This window comes from Actinomadura sp. DC4 (genome assembly GCF_030406325.1).
In the GTDB taxonomy this organism is placed as follows: domain Bacteria; phylum Actinomycetota; class Actinomycetes; order Streptosporangiales; family Streptosporangiaceae; genus Actinoallomurus.
In genome coordinates this window covers 1-18,293 of record NZ_JAUEQY010000061.1, presented here as the reverse complement: position 1 = coordinate 18,293, position 18,293 = coordinate 1, and the positions used below count along the sequence as shown (strand labels likewise).

General features: G+C 69.1%; 14 protein-coding genes and 1 CRISPR repeat array. Of the genes, 11 read left to right on the top strand and 3 right to left on the bottom strand.

Annotated elements, in window-relative coordinates:
- Positions 1-235: 235 nt before the first annotated feature.
- The 5 genes from QWU11_RS46590 (at position 236) to QWU11_RS46570 (ending at position 8,744) form a co-directional block, all read left to right on the top strand.
- The gene (locus QWU11_RS46590; RefSeq protein ID WP_290121045.1) at positions 236-1,183 is read left to right on the top strand and encodes a tyrosine-type recombinase/integrase; all 948 of its coding nucleotides are present in this window, start codon (positions 236-238) and stop codon (positions 1,181-1,183) included.
- A gap of 1,233 nt (positions 1,184-2,416) precedes the next feature.
- Positions 2,417-3,559 carry a type I-U CRISPR-associated RAMP protein Csb1/Cas7u gene (gene cas7u, locus QWU11_RS46585; protein WP_290121044.1) on the top strand — a complete coding sequence of 381 codons (1,143 nt, stop codon included), beginning with the start codon at positions 2,417-2,419 and terminating at the stop codon, positions 3,557-3,559.
- Positions 3,560-3,562: 3 nt separating this feature from the next.
- On the top strand, positions 3,563-4,960 hold the full coding sequence (gene csb2 / locus QWU11_RS46580; protein ID WP_290121043.1) for a type I-U CRISPR-associated protein Csb2: 1,398 nt from the start codon (positions 3,563-3,565) through the stop codon (positions 4,958-4,960).
- Positions 4,957-7,785: a type I-U CRISPR-associated helicase/endonuclease Cas3 gene (cas3u, locus tag QWU11_RS46575; protein WP_290121042.1), complete on the top strand. Its 2,829-nt coding sequence runs from the start codon at positions 4,957-4,959 to the stop codon at positions 7,783-7,785. The genes csb2 and cas3u overlap by 4 nt, the downstream gene beginning before the upstream one ends.
- Complete coding sequence (locus tag QWU11_RS46570) at positions 7,782-8,744, top strand: hypothetical protein (RefSeq protein WP_290121041.1); 963 nt, start codon at positions 7,782-7,784, stop codon at positions 8,742-8,744. The genes cas3u and QWU11_RS46570 overlap by 4 nt, the downstream gene beginning before the upstream one ends.
- Positions 8,745-8,897: 153 nt before the next feature.
- Positions 8,898-9,650: a CRISPR direct-repeat array (repeat unit 36 nt; unit sequence GTTGCACCGGCCCCAGCGGCCGGTCCTCATTGCGGG).
- 658 nt (positions 9,651-10,308) lie between these two features.
- Here the strand turns inward: QWU11_RS46570 and QWU11_RS46565 are convergent.
- A complete protein-coding gene (locus tag QWU11_RS46565) occupies positions 10,309-10,479 on the bottom strand; it encodes a hypothetical protein (RefSeq protein WP_290121040.1) in 171 nt (56 codons plus the stop codon).
- A complete protein-coding gene (locus QWU11_RS46560) occupies positions 10,476-11,234 on the bottom strand; it encodes a dienelactone hydrolase family protein (protein ID WP_290121039.1) in 759 nt (252 codons plus the stop codon). The genes QWU11_RS46565 and QWU11_RS46560 overlap by 4 nt, the downstream gene beginning before the upstream one ends.
- A 252-nt stretch (positions 11,235-11,486) precedes the next feature.
- On the opposite strand from QWU11_RS46560, the gene QWU11_RS46555 reads away from it, so the two are divergent.
- Genes QWU11_RS46555 through QWU11_RS46545 form a run of 3 tightly spaced genes read left to right on the top strand, consistent with a single transcriptional unit; the run spans position 11,487 to position 13,661 of the window.
- Positions 11,487-12,362: a TIGR03619 family F420-dependent LLM class oxidoreductase gene (locus QWU11_RS46555; protein ID WP_354670962.1), complete on the top strand. Its 876-nt coding sequence runs from the start codon at positions 11,487-11,489 to the stop codon at positions 12,360-12,362.
- 24 nt (positions 12,363-12,386) lie between these two features.
- On the top strand, positions 12,387-12,830 hold the full coding sequence (locus QWU11_RS46550; protein ID WP_290121038.1) for a nuclear transport factor 2 family protein: 444 nt from the start codon (positions 12,387-12,389) through the stop codon (positions 12,828-12,830).
- Between the two features lie 51 nt (positions 12,831-12,881).
- Entirely contained in the window at positions 12,882-13,661 is a 780-nt protein-coding gene (locus QWU11_RS46545; protein ID WP_290121037.1) for a DUF899 domain-containing protein, read from the top strand.
- On the opposite strand, the gene QWU11_RS46540 is transcribed toward QWU11_RS46545, so the two are convergent.
- Entirely contained in the window at positions 13,549-15,657 is a 2,109-nt protein-coding gene (locus QWU11_RS46540; protein WP_290121036.1) for an MMPL family transporter, read from the bottom strand. The genes QWU11_RS46545 and QWU11_RS46540 overlap by 113 nt on opposite strands.
- A gap of 137 nt (positions 15,658-15,794) precedes the next feature.
- On the opposite strand from QWU11_RS46540, the gene QWU11_RS46535 reads away from it, so the two are divergent.
- The 3 genes from QWU11_RS46535 to QWU11_RS46525 all read left to right on the top strand — a co-directional run bounded on the left by QWU11_RS46535 (position 15,795) and on the right by QWU11_RS46525 (position 18,146).
- Positions 15,795-17,021 carry a sensor histidine kinase gene (locus QWU11_RS46535; protein WP_290121035.1) on the top strand — a complete coding sequence of 409 codons (1,227 nt, stop codon included), beginning with the start codon at positions 15,795-15,797 and terminating at the stop codon, positions 17,019-17,021.
- Entirely contained in the window at positions 17,018-17,695 is a 678-nt protein-coding gene (locus QWU11_RS46530) for a response regulator transcription factor (RefSeq protein WP_290121034.1), read from the top strand. The genes QWU11_RS46535 and QWU11_RS46530 overlap by 4 nt, the downstream gene beginning before the upstream one ends.
- Before the next feature lie 166 nt (positions 17,696-17,861).
- Entirely contained in the window at positions 17,862-18,146 is a 285-nt protein-coding gene (locus tag QWU11_RS46525; protein ID WP_290121033.1) for a hypothetical protein, read from the top strand.
- Positions 18,147-18,293 lie beyond the last annotated feature (147 nt).

The window sequence follows — 18,293 nt, the reverse complement described above, 5'->3', positions numbered from 1 at the left end:
ACTGGGGGCGGACCTCACCGACCATGCGCACCGCACGCCGGCGCAGCTCCGGAGAGTAGGGGGACTTCGCTGCCATGTGCTCGATCTTCCCTTCTGATCGAGCCTCCAACAAACCCGGGACGGGTCACGCGGCAAGCCCTCCGACAAGGCTGTCCGCAGGGCGCTATGCAGGTGGGGGTTCAACACCAAGCAACGGGAAGACGCGCCGCCCGATGTCGCCGAGGTGCTCAACTGGGTGTCGCGCAACACCAAGAACGTGGAGGTCCTCGCCGACGGTGAGCTCCTGCGGACGGTCCTCGACACGATGACCACCCGACGCGATGGAAAGCGGATGGCCGCCGTGACCACCAAGAAGTACCGCGGCATCCTGCACAATGCTCTTGAGTACGCGGTGGTCCGCAAAGCCATCGCGGAGAATCCACTCACAGGGCTGAAGTGGATCAATATCAAGACCGCGGTTGAGGTCGACCGCCGCTCAGTCGTCAATCCGTCCCAGGGGAGAGCGCTTCTCAAGGCGGTGAGAAAGCAGGAGCCAAGCGGCCCGCAGCTCGTGGCGCTCTACGGGACGATGCTCTACTGCGGCCTACGCCCTGAGGAGGCAGTCGAGGTCCACGAGCACAACCTGATCCTGCCGGCGCGCATCTGGAACGAGGAGACGAAGCAGTTCGAGGACCCAGTGGAGGAAGAGGACTGGGGAGAACTGTACGTGGGCCCGGTAGCCCCAGAGGTCGCCAGAGACTGGACCGACGACAGCGCCCGCAGAGACACGCGACGGATGCCCAAGCACCGAGCCGAAGGAGAGACACGCGGCCCGATCCCCGTGCCACCCGTCCAGGTACGGCACTTCCGCGCGCATCTGGACGATTTCGGTCTGGGGAAGGACGGGCGCGTGTTCCGTGGAGTGAAGTCAGACGCCGTCCCCGGCGAAACGATCCGCAAGGTTTGGGGGAGAGCGCGAGAGAAGGTGCTATCCGACAAGGAATTGGCTTCGCCCCTCGCCAAGCGACCGTACGACCTCCGCCATACGTGCCTTTCCACCATGCTCAACGCAGGCGTCCCACCGAGGCAAGTAGCAGAGTGGGCGGGCCACAGCCTTGAGGTTCTCCTCCGGACGTATGCGAAGTGCATGGTCGGCCAAGAGGACGCGACGAAGCGCCGCATTGCCGATGCGTTGGCGCAGTAAGGGGGTGAGACACGCGGGCCGGCGTGCACGGACCCGGCCCGCGAACGAGGCTGCGCCTCGTTGAGTGGATCTCTTACGTCAAACTTCGGAACCCTAAATTCGCACGTCAGCCCGGGAGGTTCCTAACCCGGAATAGGCGGTTTCGGCTGCAAATCGGACATAGATTTCGGCGGCGAGGAAGTAGGTAAGGCAAAATGCCAGGTCATGAACCGTGTCACCGGCCGGTCCTCATTGCGGCCGGAATGGCAAGGCCCGCGACCTCGGATACACCGCTCGGTGACACCGGCCCTCACCGGCCGGTCCTCATTGCGGCACCGGCAACCCGTGCCTGATCCCTGCCCGCACGTTCGTGCCACCGGCCCTCACCGGCCGGTCCTCATTGCGGCAGCGTCGAGTCCGCTTCGAGTCCGCTCGCCTCGAGCGGGTGACACCGGCCCTCACTGGCCGGTCCTCATTGCGGGCAGACGATCCACCACAGCGCGGGGTCCAGCGCCCACTGGTGAAACCGGCCCTCATAGGCCGGTCCTCATTGTGGGGCCTCCGGGGCGCACGGCAACCCGCTCTCTCAGCGTCAGTGACACCGGCCCTCGCTGGCCGGTCCCCATTGCGGGTCGATCTGCACCTCACCGGACGTCGGATCGGCGGTGGTGAAACCGGCCCTCATCGGCCGGTCCTCATTGCGGGTCCTGGGATCCGTCGGGGGCGTAGCTGAGACGCAGTAGTGACACCAGCCTTCACCGGCCGGTCATCAGTGCGGGACAGATCCTGAAGGCGGGCCACCGACGGGACGAACATGACGCCGGCTGTCACCGGCCCGGCCCTCATTGCGGGTACCCGCGCGTGTGTTTACCGACTACGACGACGAGAGTGACACCGGCCCAGACCGGCCGGCCTTCATTGCGGGACCGCCGCCCCGCGCCTACATCGCGGGCGTGAAGCGCGGGGGACGCCGGCCCTCACCGGTGGGTCCTCGTTGCGGCAGGGCGCGAAGTCGGAGTTCGGCGAGGTCCGCCTTGTGGCCGTTATTCGCTGATGTCCCGATCGGACAGGCGACGCGATAGGTTCTGGGCTCCTCGGCTCCGAACGCTTACATAGGTGGAGATGAGTGCTGGCTCGGTCTCTGAGGGGTCTTGTCCCGTGATGCGTGTGATTCCCGTGACCTTCTGCGAACTGTCAGTGCCGGGTCGTAAGGTCTCCGTCACGTGACGTCGATCACTTAGCGGAGGCGATTGCATGGATCAGGTGTTCTTGGATCGGCTGCTGGAGGCAGTCGATGATGACCGGACCGATGCGGGTATCTCAGTTCGTGGCGTCTACCGAGCGGCAGCGGACGAGAAGGTGATGCCGCCGACCTTTCCCGGTGCGCGTCCGTATCTGTTAGAACCTCGGCGCGTCGAAGGGGAGACCCGGAAGACGGTGGTGCTCGACCAAGTGCCCTCTCAGGCGAACCGCATCGAAGAGGCGTTACTGGCCGCACGGGACAAGGGCCGGATCGAACTCCCCCTGTTCGAACTGCAGGCGAAGACCAGCCGTGGCGCCGTCCGGTTGACGTCGCTGGAGTTCCCACACCGGTACGCGGACGCCTACCTCCGCGACAGTCTCCTGGACGGTGTCCGGTTCGACAAGAGCGACCCCGGCAAGCGCCTGCGCGAGGTGAGCCCGGAGGACGTCCGTCCTCTGTTCGAGCGAGACCCCGGTTCGCTGATCTTCGGCGCGTGGGACTCCCACCGAAAAGGACGGTGGCCGAGGTTCGCCCGGTTCTACACCTCGGCGATGTTCGGTCTGGATCCGTTGGAGGGGGAGCGGCGGAGCATGCGTAAGGATCCGCTCAATCTCCAAGGAAGTATCGACGACAAGACGAGGGCGGAGGCTGACTGGACCTTCTACGCAGAAGGGGAGAAGGCCAAGGGCAAGAAGCTCAGCGAGATCGGCCATGGACAGATCCTCGCTAACACTGAGACGCCCGGTGGAGTCTCCATCAGTCAGGCACGCCGAGACGCGTGGATCTCGCTCGGTGGTTTGGAGAGGCTCCGATTCGGCGATGTCTCCTCCGAAACGGCGCGACTAGCGCGGGCGACGTTGCTCGCCCTCGCTCTCGCCGGTGATCGGCTCGCCTTCGACCGTCCCTCCGCATGGCTGCGATCAGGCTGTGACCTGCTCCGAGTGTCGGAGACGCTCGCGTTCGAGCGGGACGGTGGCGAGACGGAGGAGTTCTCACTGTCAGCGGCCGAGGCGATCCAGGTCTTCCACGAATTGCGGGATCGGACCGCCACCGAAGGGTTGGCCATGGCCGCCGACACGATCCAGTTGGAGCCACATCCGAGTCTCGCTAAAGCGATCGAGTTCGCGGTGACCAAGGCGACGGACGAGGGCTGAACGATGCCGCTGTCGATTCTGGTACGACTGCGGGACGGCCGGTATGACGCGGGCGGAGGGCGGCCGGACGCCGCCGAGTGGCCACCGCATCCGGCGCGGCTGTTCTGTGCTCTGGTGGCCTCCGCGGCCGATGAGGGCGACTGGCAGGCACTGGGTTGGTTGGAGCGAGCCGGGTCGCCGGAAGTATGGGCGGCAGGTGAGTACACCTCGGTTCGGCGCGACAGCTACGTCGTCACCAACAAGACGAACGGCAAGGGCGGCAGCCAGCAACACCTCGGGCGTACCAGTGTCATGCGCACCCGCTTCAGCGCCGAGCCTGCGGACCCGGAGTTCGCCGTCGTCTGGCCGGACGCCTCACCGGGGCCGGACATCGTGCGAGCCCTGTCCAGGTTGGCGCGGAGGGTCCCCTACCTGGGGCGTACGACCTCACCGGTGACGCTCGTCGTCGGTACGGAGCCGGCCGAGCTCCGGAAGGAATGGGGACGTCTCGTACCGACGCGTCTTGGCGCGCCGTCGGCCGCTTCGTTGCGTGTGCCGTACGACGGCTACACCGAGCGGCTACGAGACGCTTACCAGGACGGGCGCCGTTCGTGGGAGGTCGCACGGACTATCCCGTACGCCACTCCGGAGGCACCTGCCGGGCCTATGCCGAAGGTGTCACCGTTCGGCGAGATGCTGATCTTCGGGGCTGCTCGCGGGACGGTGAAGGTGGCCGGCGGTTCCCTGCTGACCGTGACGGCGCGGCTGCGCGAGGCCGTCATGGCGCGCATCGGCATCGACCTACCCGCCCAGATCTCAGGGCATGGGGCAGATGACAAGCGGCATCTCGCTTATCTGGCGCTTCCGCACGTGGGGCACAGGCACGCGGATGGACGGATTCTCGGCGTGGCGGTGGCCGTACCGACCGACCTGGACGGCGATGCGTACGGACGGCTGTGGCAGGCGATCGTCGATGCTCCGCTGGAGCGATTGACGCTCCGCCGTGACCAGGTCCTTGAGCTGGAACCCCCCATGTCGGTCCCCAGCGCATGGGGGCTTTCGCCGGAGCGGTGGACGGCAGCGGACCGGGGTGGTTCTCGTACCTGGGTCACCGCGACACCGCTGATGCTGGACCGGTTCCTCAAACGTTCGCGTGACGAGGACGCGGCCGTGAAGGAGGTCTTCGGCTCCGTCGTACGCGCCGGTTATCCAGAGCCGGAGGAGGTCACATTCTCCCCGGCCCCGATGATCGAGGGCGCGCCGCACCGGCCTCGTACCGACACGCTTCCTGCGGGCCGTCCGCGTAGGCCGATGGTGCATGCCCGGATCACCTTTGGCGAACGCATCGCCGGCCCTGTTCTGGTCGGGTCGATGAGGTACTTCGGCCTGGGACTCCTTGTGCCGACGGGGGAGGGACGATGAGCGTTCTCACCGTCGAGGACTTCACCGCCTTTCTCCGGGAGGTTTACGACCGGCGTCCGTTCCCCTGGCAGCGGGCACTCGTGGAGAGTGTCCTGACCGAGGGCCGGTGGCCGGATGTGCTCGACGTCCCGACCGGTCTGGGCAAGACCTCGGTGATCGACGTGGCTGTGTTCGTCGCGGCTGCCCGGCCGGACCTGGCACGGCGGCGTCTGTTCTTCGTCGTCGACCGACGCCTCATCGTCGACGAGGCGTACGAGCACGCCAGCACGCTCGCCGACGGACTGCGATTCCCTTTCGGTCCGGTAAGCGCGCGCGTCGCCGAAGCGCTCACCCAACCTGGTGACGACACACCGTTGCAGGTGAACCGGATGCGCGGCGGCGTCACGTGGTCGTGGCGGTGGCTGGACCGCCCCGACCGGTTCGCCGTGGTCGTCGGAACCGTCGACCAGGTGGGCAGCCGGCTTCTGTTCCGCGGGTACGGAGTGGGGGAGTACCTCCGCCCGATCGATGCCGCGCTGGTGGGCACCGACAGTCTGATCGTCATCGACGAGGCGCACCTCGCCCAGCCGTTCCACGCCACCGTCCGGGCGATCCGCGACCTCGAACCCACGGGACGCGGGCCCACCTTGATGACCATGTCCGCAACCTCATCAGTAGATCCGAATGCCGTGATCCACCGGATCGGCCGCGCAGACGAAGACGACGATGTGGCGGGCCAGCGCCTCCGGGCCCAGCGCCGTATGCACCTGCTGTGCCCTCCCGCCACCGGCAAAAAGGCCCTGACCGTCGTACCCGAGACGATGGCGGCCTGGGCCAAGGCGCTGACCGGATCCGCCGACTCGGGACATGTGATCGGCGTCATCTGCAACACGGTCGCCCGCGCGCGGGCCGTGTTCGACCAGATCACCTTTGATGGTGTGGACCGAATGCTTCTCACCGGTCGGGTACGGCTCATCGACCGTGACCATCTTCTGCAGACCTGGTACGAGCGCATCCGCGCCGGACGTCGCCGTGAGCCGGGACGACCGCTGATCGTCGTGGCAACACAGACCATTGAGGTCGGCGCGAACATCGACTTCGACGCCCTGGTGACCGAGTCGGCCGCGCTGTCGGCGCTCATCCAGCGGCTCGGCAGGCTGAACCGTTTCGGCGAGTTGGCGATCAGCCACGCGCTGATCGTCCATGACCCAAGCTGCGGAGACGACGACCCGGTGTACGGCCCGGCCCGCCTGGCCACGTGGTCCTGGCTCAGCGGCATGGCCGAACCCATCGACCACGAGGCGAACCCGGGCACCGAGGCGCTCGGGTCCGGTCTGCCCGCGTCCCCGCTGGCACTCCGCCACCTGCAGGAGGGCCTCTCCTCGCAGCAGGAGCAAGCGATGCGCCCGCCGAGGCCCTACATCCCGGTGCTTGCGGCCGACGTCCTCGACGCGTGGACCCGGACGTCTCCGCCACCATGCCCCGATCCGCCCGTCGCCCCGTACCTGCATGGCCTTGGCCACGGACGGCCCGATGTCGCGATCGTGTGGCGTGCCGGCCTACCCGAGAACCCGGATGAATGGACGGACGCGCTCCAGGCGGTCCCGCCCGATCGGGAAGAGGTATTGGAAGTACCGCTGACGGCCGTACGCCGCTGGCTGGCCGGGCACGAAGAGACAGCGGTATCCGACCTTGAGGGCCAGCCCGACCAAGAGGACCGGCTGGACGCTGGCGGCCGGATCGCCGCGCGCTATGCCGGAGGCGGTCGGCCAGTGGTTCCGCTCAGTCCGGCGGAGATCGAACCGGGAGACACGATCGTCGTACGGTCCGAGGTCGGCGGCTGTGACGAGTACGGCTGGAATCCGGCGTCTGTGAAGGCCGTGCTGGATGTAGCGGACCTGGCGGGGCGTCGTGACCATCCGATCATCCGGCTACGGCCCGAGCTGCTCACCACTGTCGGCCACTATTACCCTGACCTGGTTCCGGCGCTCACCGAGTTCGTCGCGATGGGGGCTGACTCGGAGGAGATCCCCGCACCGGCCGATTTCCGAAGCGTTCTCTCGGCGATTGGGAACCCGGACCGCCCGTTCCTTGACAACCTCAGCCTGTTGGCCAAGGACTGCACCCTCCTCTCCTATCCGGACATGCGTGGCCACAGCGTGATCACGCTCGCGGGGCGCGGAGGCGGGCATCGCGGTGACCAGGGTGCTCTTGAATCGGCGACCGGTGCCCGAAAGCGCATCGGTTTGCACGCGCATCAGGGTGCCGTCGCCGTACGGGCGGCGGAGTTCGCGCGTAACCTCCACATGCCGGAGCCGCTCGTCGCCGCCGTGGCCAAGGCCGCCGAATGGCACGACAACGGCAAGCAGGACCCGCGCTTCCAAGCGATGCTCTACCAACGGCCGCTTCACGCTCACCACGACAGCCCTCTGCTCGCGAAGTCCGGCATGGATTCGGCCGACCGCGATGCCTTCCGCCAGGCGCGGCTCATGGCCGGCTACTCCGACGGTATGCGGCACGAGGCACTGTCTGCCCAGATCGCCCAGGCCATGAGCGGCGAACCGGACGATTTGATCGTCCACTTGGTCGCCACTCACCACGGCCGAGGCCGCCCGCTCCTGCCGCCGATCCATGACCCTGATCCGCAGCAGGTGACGATAGCTATCGACGGTGTCGAGATCGTGCTCAGCACGGAGCGGACGGTCGACTGGACGTCTCCTGCGAGGTTCGTCCGTCTAAGCGCGGCCCATGGCCGCTGGAGGCTCGCGCTTATGGAGACGATCGTGAGGCTCGCCGACATGTGGTGCTCGGAGCGGGAAGAGGAGCACGAGGAGTACACCGCATGACCTTTACCGTCGAACTGCCCGCCCTGGACGGCCGTGATCCGCTCGGCTTCCTCGCCACCCTCGGTCTGCACGCAGTACTCACTGTCGAACGGGGCGCAGAGGTCCGGCTGTCCTTCTCCGACACCACCGGCTGCGCCCTCCTGTACAGCGACCTTGACTCGACCCGTGCGATCGCCGACGCCCTCGCCGCAGTCGTGGCCCGCGCGGGCGACGAAACCGCGATCGTCGGCGTGGACGATCGCTTCCCGCTGCGGAAACTGGATCCGGCCACGGCCCGCGCAACTGGGGCGAGTGAGTCCGACCCGATGAGGGTGCCGCGCGAGGAGTACCCCGCTCTCGTCGCCCGGGTTGCCGAGATGGGAGAGAACGCGGTCCGCTGGCTCCGCGTGCTGATCACTGACTTGGGCGTCGACAGGAGCGGCCGCGCCGCGCTCACCCCCTACTGTGCCCCAGCTGGCAAGCAGGACTGCCGCACCTTCTTTTTCAAGCCGCTACAAGCCGTCCGCCAGCACCCGGAATTCCTGCGGGAAGCGCTGGAAGGATGGCGACGCGTCGACTATTTCACCGGGGAGTACCTCGACCACCGCGTCATCCGAGACGCGGGCCACCATCCACGCGGTGAATCCGTCACAGCAGGCGTACCAGGCGCCACCTGGCTGGCCACCCAGGCACTGCCGCTGCTCCGCCTGACCGGCGACGGGACCTATGCAGCCGCCACACTCTGGCATCGGTACGATCGTCGCTCGGTGATGATCTGGCCCTTGTGGACCCAACCGCTGGACCTCGACGGTGTCCAGGCATTCTTGGAACACCCGGCCCTGCGCCCACGACGAGACTCGCCGCTCTCTGTGCCCAGAGAAGTACTCCAGACCCTTGGCGCCTTCACCGCCGTCGCCGCCGAGCGGCAGCCGCTCTCCAAAAGCGCCGGAGCCTTGGCCCCCCTTCCCATCGTCTTTTGAGAGATGGACACCACCGCCACGCACTTGGGAACCCCAAGTTCGCACGAAAACACCGGAGGGCTCCTAACCTCGAATCGGCCAATCGAGCAACAAATCGGACACCGCTCGGCCTGGGCTCGCGAGTCCCAAGAAGAAACCGCCAGTTCACAAACCGTTGCACCGGCCCCAGCGGCCGGTCCTCATTGCGGGGGTGATGTTGATATTGCTGCTCTTACCTGGCATTACGTTGCACCGGCCCCAGCGGCCGGTCCTCATTGCGGGAAGCCCGCGGCAGAGGGCCGGTTCCCGCCGAAGGCTGTTGCACCGGCCCCAGCGGCCGGTCCTCATTGCGGGGCTCAGGAGAAGTTCAAGGAGGAATTCGGTGGCCTTTCGTTGCACCGGCCCCAGCGGCCGGTCCTCATTGCGGGGAGGACATCGCGTTTATGGTCGGCTCCGGGGTCGGGTTGCACCGGCCCCAGCGGCCGGTCCTCATTGCGGGATGATCCTCAACGACGCAACCCTCCACCCGGATACCGTTGCACCGGCCCGAGCGGCCGGTCCTCATTGCGGGTACCCATCGCGCGAGGCGCTGCTGGACGAGGCGGCACATTGCACCGGCCCGAGCGGCCGGTCCTCATTGCGGGTCCGCTACGAGCTGCGCGCCGTGCTGAGCGGGTCAGCTGCAGCGGCCGGTCCTCATTGCGGGCTCTCTCGTATCTGCACACGAGAGAGAGGGGTCCTCGTGGTTGCACCGGCTTCAGCGGCTGGTCCTCATTGCGGGGACGCGGACAAGGTCACCTACAAGATCCGGCACATCGTTGCACCGGACCCACCGGTCGGTCCTTATTGCGACTGGGTCCAGACCGGTGCCCGCGATGAGCCGGGTCTGGTGTTGCACCGGACCACTCGCCGGTCCTTATTACGGATGGCCTACGCGGTCGCGTGGCGGTACTGGACTTGATGCTTCTTCGGCAAGGGAACGGATAGGGAACAGAGGGCCGCCGAGAGCCGGTTATAGCCGGAGATCGCCGGGCAAAGGGCGGGCGCTCGCCCCGTGCGTTGGCGCAGGTCCGTCGCCAAGTGACGCTGCTAGCGGCACCCTCTCTACCGGTCGCATTCGCGGCCGTGGGCGGATTCTGGTTCAGTTAGTCTAGGTTCGAGTCCTGGTACCCCAGCAAACGTCTGACCTGCAGCGGGAGTCTCACTGAGACCCCGCTTTCGTCATTCCCGGGTTCGCTGCACGGACGTCGGTGCGGGGGCCCCCGTGCCAGGCCGGCGCGCTGCCGCGCCGATCAGTGCGCGGGCGGCGGCACGCTGGTCCTTGGTGTTCGCCTACTTGCGTCGAAAGAGGTTCTGCTTCGCCGCGTACAGAAGAAGGAACGTCACCATCACGACGATGACCGCGGCCTCGACGAGCATGGACTCCAAGCGAGAGAGCCCGAGCTTTCCGGAGAGGAACCCGAGTCCCGAAGCGAACAGCAGCGATACGAGTATCGCGAGCAGGAACCGTCCTGGGGACGATCGGTCTTGCCGTGGCGGACGGCGTGAGTCATTCAACTGAACGTCTCCCACAAGATGTCGTTGCTTACTCGGCGAAGTACATCCCGGTGCCGAAGAGGAGTCCTCCAAGACCCCGGAGGGTCGCGCCTCCGGCCATTCCGCCGGTGATGGTGATCGGTGCGGCGGGGCCGCCGATCAGGCCGTAACGCCTTGAATGCAAAACAAAGATCGATTGCCGGCACTGCGTGAACTTCACGAGGACGGTACGCGTCGCCGGCCGCGGTTCCCCAAGGCGCGGTCGAGAAGGCCGAGCAGGCGGTCCCAGTGGTGCTGTAGGGCGGTGGGGTTGAAGGCGTCGGTGTCGGACATCGTGTAGCCGTGGACGGTGCCGGGATAGATCTCCGTCCTGTAGCCGACCCCGGCGGCGTCCAAGGCTCCGTTCAGCTCCCTGATGGCCTCCGGCTTCATGTCGTTTTCGGCGAGGCCAAGATGGACTTCGGCGGTGAGCCGGGAGACGAGGCGATGCGGGCTGTCGGGCTCCTCGGTGACCAGGAAGCCGGGATGGAACCCGGCGACCGCGGCCACCCGGCGGGGGTGGGAGGTCGCGGTGCGCATCGCCAAAGCGGCGCCTACGCAGTAGCCGGTCACCCCCACCGGCCCGGCGCTGACCTCCGGCTGGGCGGCGAGGAATCTGAGATAGGCCTCGGCGTCGCGCAAGACGCGTTCGGTGGTGTGGGCCTCGACCAACGGCATCAGCCGGCCGATGACCGTCGGCCGGATCTCCTCTCCGATGTGCTCGGGAAGGTCGACGATCGGGGCCGGGCCATGCCGGTAGTAGAGGTTGGGGACCAGCACGTAGTACCCGTGTCCGGCCAGTTCGCGGGCCATCGACTCCAGCGCGGGCCGTACGCCGAACGCGTCGGAGTACAGCAGTACCCCCGGGTGCCGGCCACCGTCGGGGAAGGCGGCGAAGGCGTCGGCTTGGCCGTCCGCCGTAGGAATCTGCAGCATGGATTCTCCTGTCGTGGTCGATGAAGGCTGTGATCAACACGACAGGAGGCGGAGCCCGAGCGGACCTTCGATCGGGAAGACCCGGGCCGCCGGCGCTCAGCGGAGCGCCGGGTAACCGATCCGTGTGTGGCGCAAGGCCGTCCCGGTAGTCATCGCCGCACAGGTTAGCCCACCGGGCAATGGCCCTGCCATCCAACTGGAACGCGTTCTAGTATTGGCCAATCCGTCCGCCAAAGCGTCTGGAGCGGTTCCATGAGGTTCACCTATGCCGAGGCCATGACCGACCCGTCGTACTACGCGCCGCTCGCCAAGGCGGCCGAGGCGGCAGGTTACGACGGCTTCTCCGTCGCGGACTCGCTCATCTATCCCAAGGAGTCGGACTCCACCTACCCCTACACCGGCGACGGTGACCGGGAGTTCCTCGAGGACAAGGCGTTCATCGAGACGTTCACGCTCATCGCGGCGCTGGGGGCGGTGACCGAGCGCATCAGGTTCACGCCGTTCGTGCTCAAGCTCGCCATCCGGCCCCCGGTCCTGGTGGCGAAGCAGGCGATGTCCGTCGCCGCGATGAACGGCGGCCGGCTCGGTCTCGGCGTCGGGCTCAGCCCCTGGCCCGAGGACTTCACCGTGATGGGCGTCCCGTGGGAACGGCGCGGCAGGCGCATGGACGAGGCCATCGACATCGTACGAGGGCTCAGCACGGGCGAGTACTTCGAGTATCACGGCGAGTTCTTCGACATCCCGGCGGTGAAGATGACGCCCGCGCCGCCCGAAAGGATCCCCCTCCTCGTCGGCGGGCACAGCGACGTGGCCCTGCGGCGGTCCGTCGTACGCGGCGACGGGTGGATGCACGCCGGCGGCGACCCCGAAGAGCTGGACGCGCTGCTCACCAAGCTGAGAGAACTCCGCGAGCAGGAGGACAAGAAAGAACCCTTCGAGGTGCACGTCATCTCGTTCGACGCCTACGCCCCGGACGGCGTCAAGCGGCTTGAGGACAAGGGCGTCACCGACGTCATCGTCGGGTTCCGGCGGCCCTACATCAAGGGGCCCGACAAGGAACCGCTCGCCAAGAAGGTCGAGAAGCTGGAGCGCTTCGCCGAGACGGTGATAACGAAGGTTTCCAGCTAAACGAGAACGGGTTACAGTTTCGCCATGACGGTCACGTGGGACGCCCCCGACTCCGACCACCCAGCCCGTCGCGCCGGGCAGGCCTCCATGGCCGCCGTCGCCGAGGGCCGCAAGGACGACTGGATCGCTCTCTTCACCTCCGACGTGCTGGTCGAGGACCCCGTCGGCCCCTCGATGCTCGACCCGGAGGGCAAGGGGCACCGCGGTCACGACGGGGTCCGCCGCTTCTGGGAGTCCTTCATCGACACCGCGAAGGGCTTCCGCTTCGAGGTCAACGACTCGTTCGCCAACGGCCCCAGCTGCGCCAACATCATGACGATCACCACGACGCTGGACGACGACGGCACCACCATGACCGTCGACTGCGTGTCCATCTACACCGTCGACGACGACGGCCTGATCACCTCGCTGCGCGCCCACTGGGAGCCGGAGCGCGCGCTGGCCACGGTCACCGAACCGAAGGGCTGAACAGGCGCCTACGGTTGGTCCCGTTACAAAAAGGGACCGGAGGAGTAGGCGATGGCGGATCTGCCCGAGGTGGTGTCGCGCGAGGAATGGCTCGCCGCGCGTAAGGAACTGCTGGCCAGGGAGAAGGAACTGACCCGGGCCCGCGACCGGGTCAACGCCGACCGCCGTCGCCTCCCGATGGTCCGGATGGACAAGCCGTACGTCTTCGAAGGGCCGGACGGGACGGTGGGTCTGGGCGACCTGTTCGAGGGCCGGCCACAACTGGTGATGCACCACTTCATGTTCGGCCCGGACTGGGACGCCGGCTGCCCGAGCTGCTCATCCGCCGCCGACGGGATCGGCGGGCTGCGGCAGCTGCACGTCCGCGACACGACTCTCGTCGCGGTCTCGCGGGCGCCGTACGAGAAGCTCGCCGCGTTCCGCGAGCGGATGGGGTGGACGTTCCCCTGGTACTCCTCGTACGGCAGCGACTTCAACTACGACTTCCACGCCACCCTCGACGACCGGGTCGCCCCGGTGCTGCTGCACTTCCGCGACGAGGCCGAACTCGCCGAGGCCGGGACCCCGTGGACCGGGGGTCCCTGGACCGAGAGCATGCGCGGCGAGGAACTGCCGGGGATCAGCGCTTTCCTGAAGGTGGGCGATGAGGTCTTCCACACCTACTCCACGTACGGCCGCGGCATCGAGGAGTTCCACAACGGCTACCCCTACCTCGACCTCACCGCCCTCGGCCGTCAGGAGGAGTGGGAGGAACCGAAGGGACGCGCGGTCCCGCGAGGCCTGAACGTCGGCGGCCCCGGGATGCGCCTGCCCGACGAGTACGGGACCTGACGGATCCACGCCCCATGGAGGGCCACCAGGCGCGTTCGCCGAGGGTGAGCAGGGCGGCGGGGATCATCACGGTCCGGACCAGGAGCGTGTCGAGCAGGACGCCGAAGGCGATCGCCGTCCCGACCTCGGTGTAGGTCACGAGGTCCTGCTGGGCCAGGGCGGCGAACGTGGCGGCGAGGACGACGCCCGCCGCCGTGATGACGCCGCCGGTCACGCTCAGGCCGTACAGCGTGCCCTGCCGCGTGCCCAGGCGCCCGGTCTCCTCCCGGATCCTCGCGCTCAGGAAGATGTTGTAGTCGACGCCCAGCGCCACGAGGAAGACGAAGATGTACAGCGGAAGCTGCGCCTCCACCCCGGAGAAGCCCAGGACATGACGCCACACCAGGACGGAGACGCCGAACGACGCGGCGAAGCTCAGGGCGGTCGCGGCGACCAGCAGCAGCGGCGCGACGACCGCCCGCAGCAGCGCGGCGACGACCACGAGGATCACCAGCAGCACCAGCGGGATGAGCACGAGAGTGTCCCGGTGGGCCGCCGCCATCGTGTCGTACGCCACGGCCGACTCCCCGCCGACCAGCGCGCCCGGCACGACGCGGCGCAGGCTCGCGCGCAGCCCGGCGACCGCGGCGTACCCGCGGGCGTCGAACGGCGGGACGGACAGGGTGACCGAGTACGCGGCGTACCCCCGGACCGGAGCGGCCGGCGACACCCGGGCCACGGACGGCGTCGACCGCACGGCGGCGGTGGCGGCGGCGGCCGCCGAGCCCGGCGGGGTGAGCAGGACCAGCGGGGCGATCGCGCCGGCTCCGTAGTGCTGGGAGATCAGCCGCGCGCCCGTCACCGAGTCCGGGCGGCCCTCCAGGTTGTTCAGCGGATCATTGTCGGTGTGCAGCGCTGCCAGGCCGACGGCGGCGGCGCCGAGAAGGACCACGGAGGCGACGGCGACGACCGCCGGGCGGCGGGCGGTCCGGGCACCGACGGCCGACCACAGCCGGGACGACTCGCCGCCGGCCCGGCCCGTACGAGGCCAGAACGCCCGGCGCCCGGCGATCAGCAGGAGTGCCGGCAGGAGGGTGGTCTGGGCGAGCAGGGCCGAGACGATGCCGACGGCGCCGACCGGGCCCAGGCCGTGCAGGGACGCCGACCGCGCCGCGAGGAGGGCGAGCATGGCCCCGATGACCGTGGCGGCCGAGGCGGCGAGCGTCGGCAGGGTACGGCGCAGGGCGGCGGCCATCGCGTCCTCGGTGGTGTCGTGATGGCGGAGTTCCTCCCGGTAGCGGTGGATGAGCAGCAGCGCGTAGTCGCTGGCCGCGCCGAAGACGAGCACGATGAGGATGCCGGTCGACAGCGAGCTCACCGTGAGGCCCGCGCTCGCCAGGCCGTGCGCGGCGGCCTGCGCGATGATGATCGCGCTCGCCGCTCCGAACAGGGGGAACACCCACAGCACCACGCTGCGGTAGACGACCAGGAGCACGAGCGCCACGATCACCACGGCGGTGAGCAGCAAGGTGGTCTGGCTCTGGCCGCCGCTGTCGGCGTTCACCGCCGCCTCACCGCTGACGAGGACCCGGAGGCCGGTCGCCGGCGACCGTACCGCGCGGCGGATCGCGGTCACCACGGAGTCGTCGGCGGCGGTCGCCCGGAAGGCGGCGGCCTCCCCGTCGGCGGACCGCTCGGCGGGACCGGCCGGGCCGGCGAGCCGGGCCACGGAGGTACGCGCGGCGGCGATCGTCGCCAGGTCCCCGGAGGTCAGGCCGCCGCGCCGGGTGAACACCACGGCCACGGTGGCGCTCCGGTCGGACCGTACGGGCTTTTGCAGCTCGGCGACCCGGGTCGAGGGCGCGGAGGAGGGCAGGTACGCCGACGTGGTGTCGTCGGTCACCGTCGCCAGGTCGGCGGCGAGGGGGTGCAGGAGCACGAGGGCGAGCACCCAGGCGATCACCACCGGCCAGCGCAGCCGTCGTAGCACCGTTCCGGGCGAGCGGGGGATGGTCATGTGAGGGACTCCCGAAGACGCGAGATCGACGCTCAAGAGTCGGCCCGCTCCGGCCACGGGCGCGTCCCACCGCCGGGTTGATCGGATCAACCCGGCGGGCTGACGACGGGTGGACCCCCGCGCCGTACATTGGTCGCGTGACAGCGGCGGGCCCGGCGGGGGAGATCAGCCTCGGTCCGGAGCGTCCGGCCGACTGGCTGCGGCTGAGCTGGCCGCAGCTCGGCTGGCTCCTGCGGCTCGCCGAGCTCCTCGCGGTCCTGGCCCTGGTGGCGCTCGGCCGTCCCCGTCATCACCTCGGCCTGCTCGAAGTGCTCCTGGCGGTCGCCGCGACGGCCTGGATCGTGTGGCTGTGCGTACGGCCGTGGCGGTCGGAGGCGCCGGCCAGAGGCTGGGCGGCGCTGGCGCCGATGCTGGTCATCGCCGCCGTGAGCGGGCTGGCCACCATGATCGAGGGCGGCGGCGACGCGGCCATCCTCGCCGGGGTCGTCGCCATCCAGGCGGGGGCGGCGCTGGAGGCCGGTACGGCACTGAGCGTGCCGCTCGCCGGCGTGGCCGGGCTCGCGCTCGGCGGCCTGGTCCTCACCGGACCCTCGTACGGGATCTTGGGCAGGCTGCCGGCCGGGGCCCACGTCGCGATCTACGCGGCGGCGTTCGGCGGCGCGACGCTGACGGGTGTCGTCCGCGGTCTGCGGCGCGCGCAGCACCGCCAGGCCCGGCTCCTGCTGGCCCAGGAGCAGCAGACCCGCGCCGAGCGGGAGCGTGCCGCGGCGCTCGCCGAGCGGGCCAGGATCGCTCGCGAGATCCACGACATCCTCGCGCACTCTCTCGCCGACCTGTCGATCCAGCTCGAGGTCGCCGACGCCCTGCTGTCCGGCGAGGAGGACGTCGCCGGCGCGCTGGACCGCGTACGGCACGCCCACCGCCTCGCCGCCGAGGGGCTGGAGGAGACGCGCCAGGCCATCCACGCCCTGCGGAGCGACGCGCCGCCCCTGCTCGACGCGCTGGAGGTCATGGTCGGCGCCTACCGCAGGCACGGCGGCGAGGCGTCTCTCGAGGTGGAGGGGGCGCCGCGCCCGCTGACGGCGGCGGCCGGGCTCGCGCTGCTCCGCGCCGCGCAGGAGGCCCTGGTCAACGCCCGCAAGCACGCGGCGGGCCGCCCCGTGGGCGTCCACCTGTGCTACGAGCCGGACCGGGTCGCTCTGGCAGTCGTCGACGGGGCGACGCGGGAGGCGCCCGGGACGCCCGCAGGGACGGGCGGTTACGGCCTGGCCGGGATGCGCGAACGGCTCCGCCTCGCCGGCGGGTCGCTCGTGGCCGGGCCGGTGCCGGGCGGCTGGGCCGTCCACGCCGAGGTGCCGGAATGAGCGTGCCCCCCGTACGGATCGTGGTCGCGGACGACCAGACCAGCGTGCGCGACGGCCTGGTCGCGTTGCTCTCCACCCTGCCGGACTTCGACGTCGTCGGCGCGGCGGGCGACGGTGCCGCCGCGCTGGAGGCCGTCGAGCGCGAGGCCCCCGACGCCGTCCTCATGGATCTGCGCATGCCCGGCATGGACGGGTTCGAGGCGATCGAACGGCTGGCCCGTACGCACCCTGACGTGGCCGTGGTCGTCCTCACCACGTTCGCCGACGACGACTCGGTGTTCGCCGCCCTCCAGGCCGGCGCGCGCGGCTACCTGACCAAGAGCGCCTCGCGAGCCGACATGGCCCGCGCCCTGCACGCCGCGGTCGCTAACCAGGTCACCCTCGACTCCGGCGTCGAGCGCACCCTGCTGGACGCCGCGCTGAGGGGCCGGCGCACGGAGGAGCCGCGCGGGCCGTGGCCCGACGGGCTCACCGCGAGGGAGGGCGAGATCCTCACGCTCATCGCCTCCGGCCTGTCCAACCGCGAGATCGCCGGCCGGCTGTTCATCGGGAACGCCACGGTCAAAACCCACATCAACCGGATCTTCGCGAAGATCGGCGTCACCGACCGGGCCGCCGCCATCGCCTACGCGAGGCGTCCGCACCAGCACCGAAACTCCTCCGCCCGCCCCTGATCGGCCAAGTGGATTCACCGTGGATACCCACATGTCAGGCGCGAAGAGTTACGAGTCGATCACGTATCGATAACTCAGGTGTCCGCTGATCGAGAACTGGATACCTCTTGCTCCGGTGGTTCTGTGAACACGCAGCCACCGAGAGTCACGATTTAGGGGGAAATCAGTGCTCAGGAAGCTCACCGCAACAGGGATCCTCGCGGCAGCGGTCACCGGCGCCATGCTGTCCGCTGGGCCCGCCAACGCGGACCGGACCAGCACGGCCAAGATCGATCCCTGCGTCACCGTGCCGGGGTTCTACCAGCCGCCGGCCTGGTGCAACACCTACTCGACGACGCCGTACTACCCGCCGATCGTCACGGCGCCGGCACCCATCGGCTACTACCCCGGCTACGGCGGCGGCTACGGCTGGAACCGGTGGCACCACAACCCTTACCACTGGCACCGGTAAGACCCGAGCACACGGGGGCGGGGGGCGGCCGCCCCCCCCCCCCGGGCCGCCGCCCCGGGGGCCGGGGTGCCAACCCGGGGGGCGGGGGGCGGCCCCGCCCCCCCCCCCCCCGTGGCCGGGTTGTTTACCCCGGAATAACACCGGGGG

What these genes read in the sequence shown, in the direction of transcription:
- cas3u (WP_290121042.1), top strand. Translation starts at nt 4,957, where the DNA reads ATGAGCGTTCTCACCGTCGAGGACTTCACCGCCTTTCTCCGGGAGGTT.
- QWU11_RS46560 (WP_290121039.1), bottom strand. Translation starts at nt 11,234, where the DNA reads ATGCTGCAGATTCCTACGGCGGACGGCCAAGCCGACGCCTTCGCCGCC.
- QWU11_RS46545 (WP_290121037.1), top strand. Translation starts at nt 12,882, where the DNA reads ATGGCGGATCTGCCCGAGGTGGTGTCGCGCGAGGAATGGCTCGCCGCG.
- csb2 (WP_290121043.1), top strand. Translation starts at nt 3,563, where the DNA reads ATGCCGCTGTCGATTCTGGTACGACTGCGGGACGGCCGGTATGACGCG.
- QWU11_RS46530 (WP_290121034.1), top strand. Translation starts at nt 17,018, where the DNA reads ATGAGCGTGCCCCCCGTACGGATCGTGGTCGCGGACGACCAGACCAGC.
- QWU11_RS46555 (WP_354670962.1), top strand. Translation starts at nt 11,487, where the DNA reads ATGAGGTTCACCTATGCCGAGGCCATGACCGACCCGTCGTACTACGCG.
- QWU11_RS46550 (WP_290121038.1), top strand. Translation starts at nt 12,387, where the DNA reads ATGACGGTCACGTGGGACGCCCCCGACTCCGACCACCCAGCCCGTCGC.
- QWU11_RS46570 (WP_290121041.1), top strand. Translation starts at nt 7,782, where the DNA reads ATGACCTTTACCGTCGAACTGCCCGCCCTGGACGGCCGTGATCCGCTC.
- cas7u (WP_290121044.1), top strand. Translation starts at nt 2,417, where the DNA reads ATGGATCAGGTGTTCTTGGATCGGCTGCTGGAGGCAGTCGATGATGAC.
- QWU11_RS46540 (WP_290121036.1), bottom strand. Translation starts at nt 15,657, where the DNA reads ATGACCATCCCCCGCTCGCCCGGAACGGTGCTACGACGGCTGCGCTGG.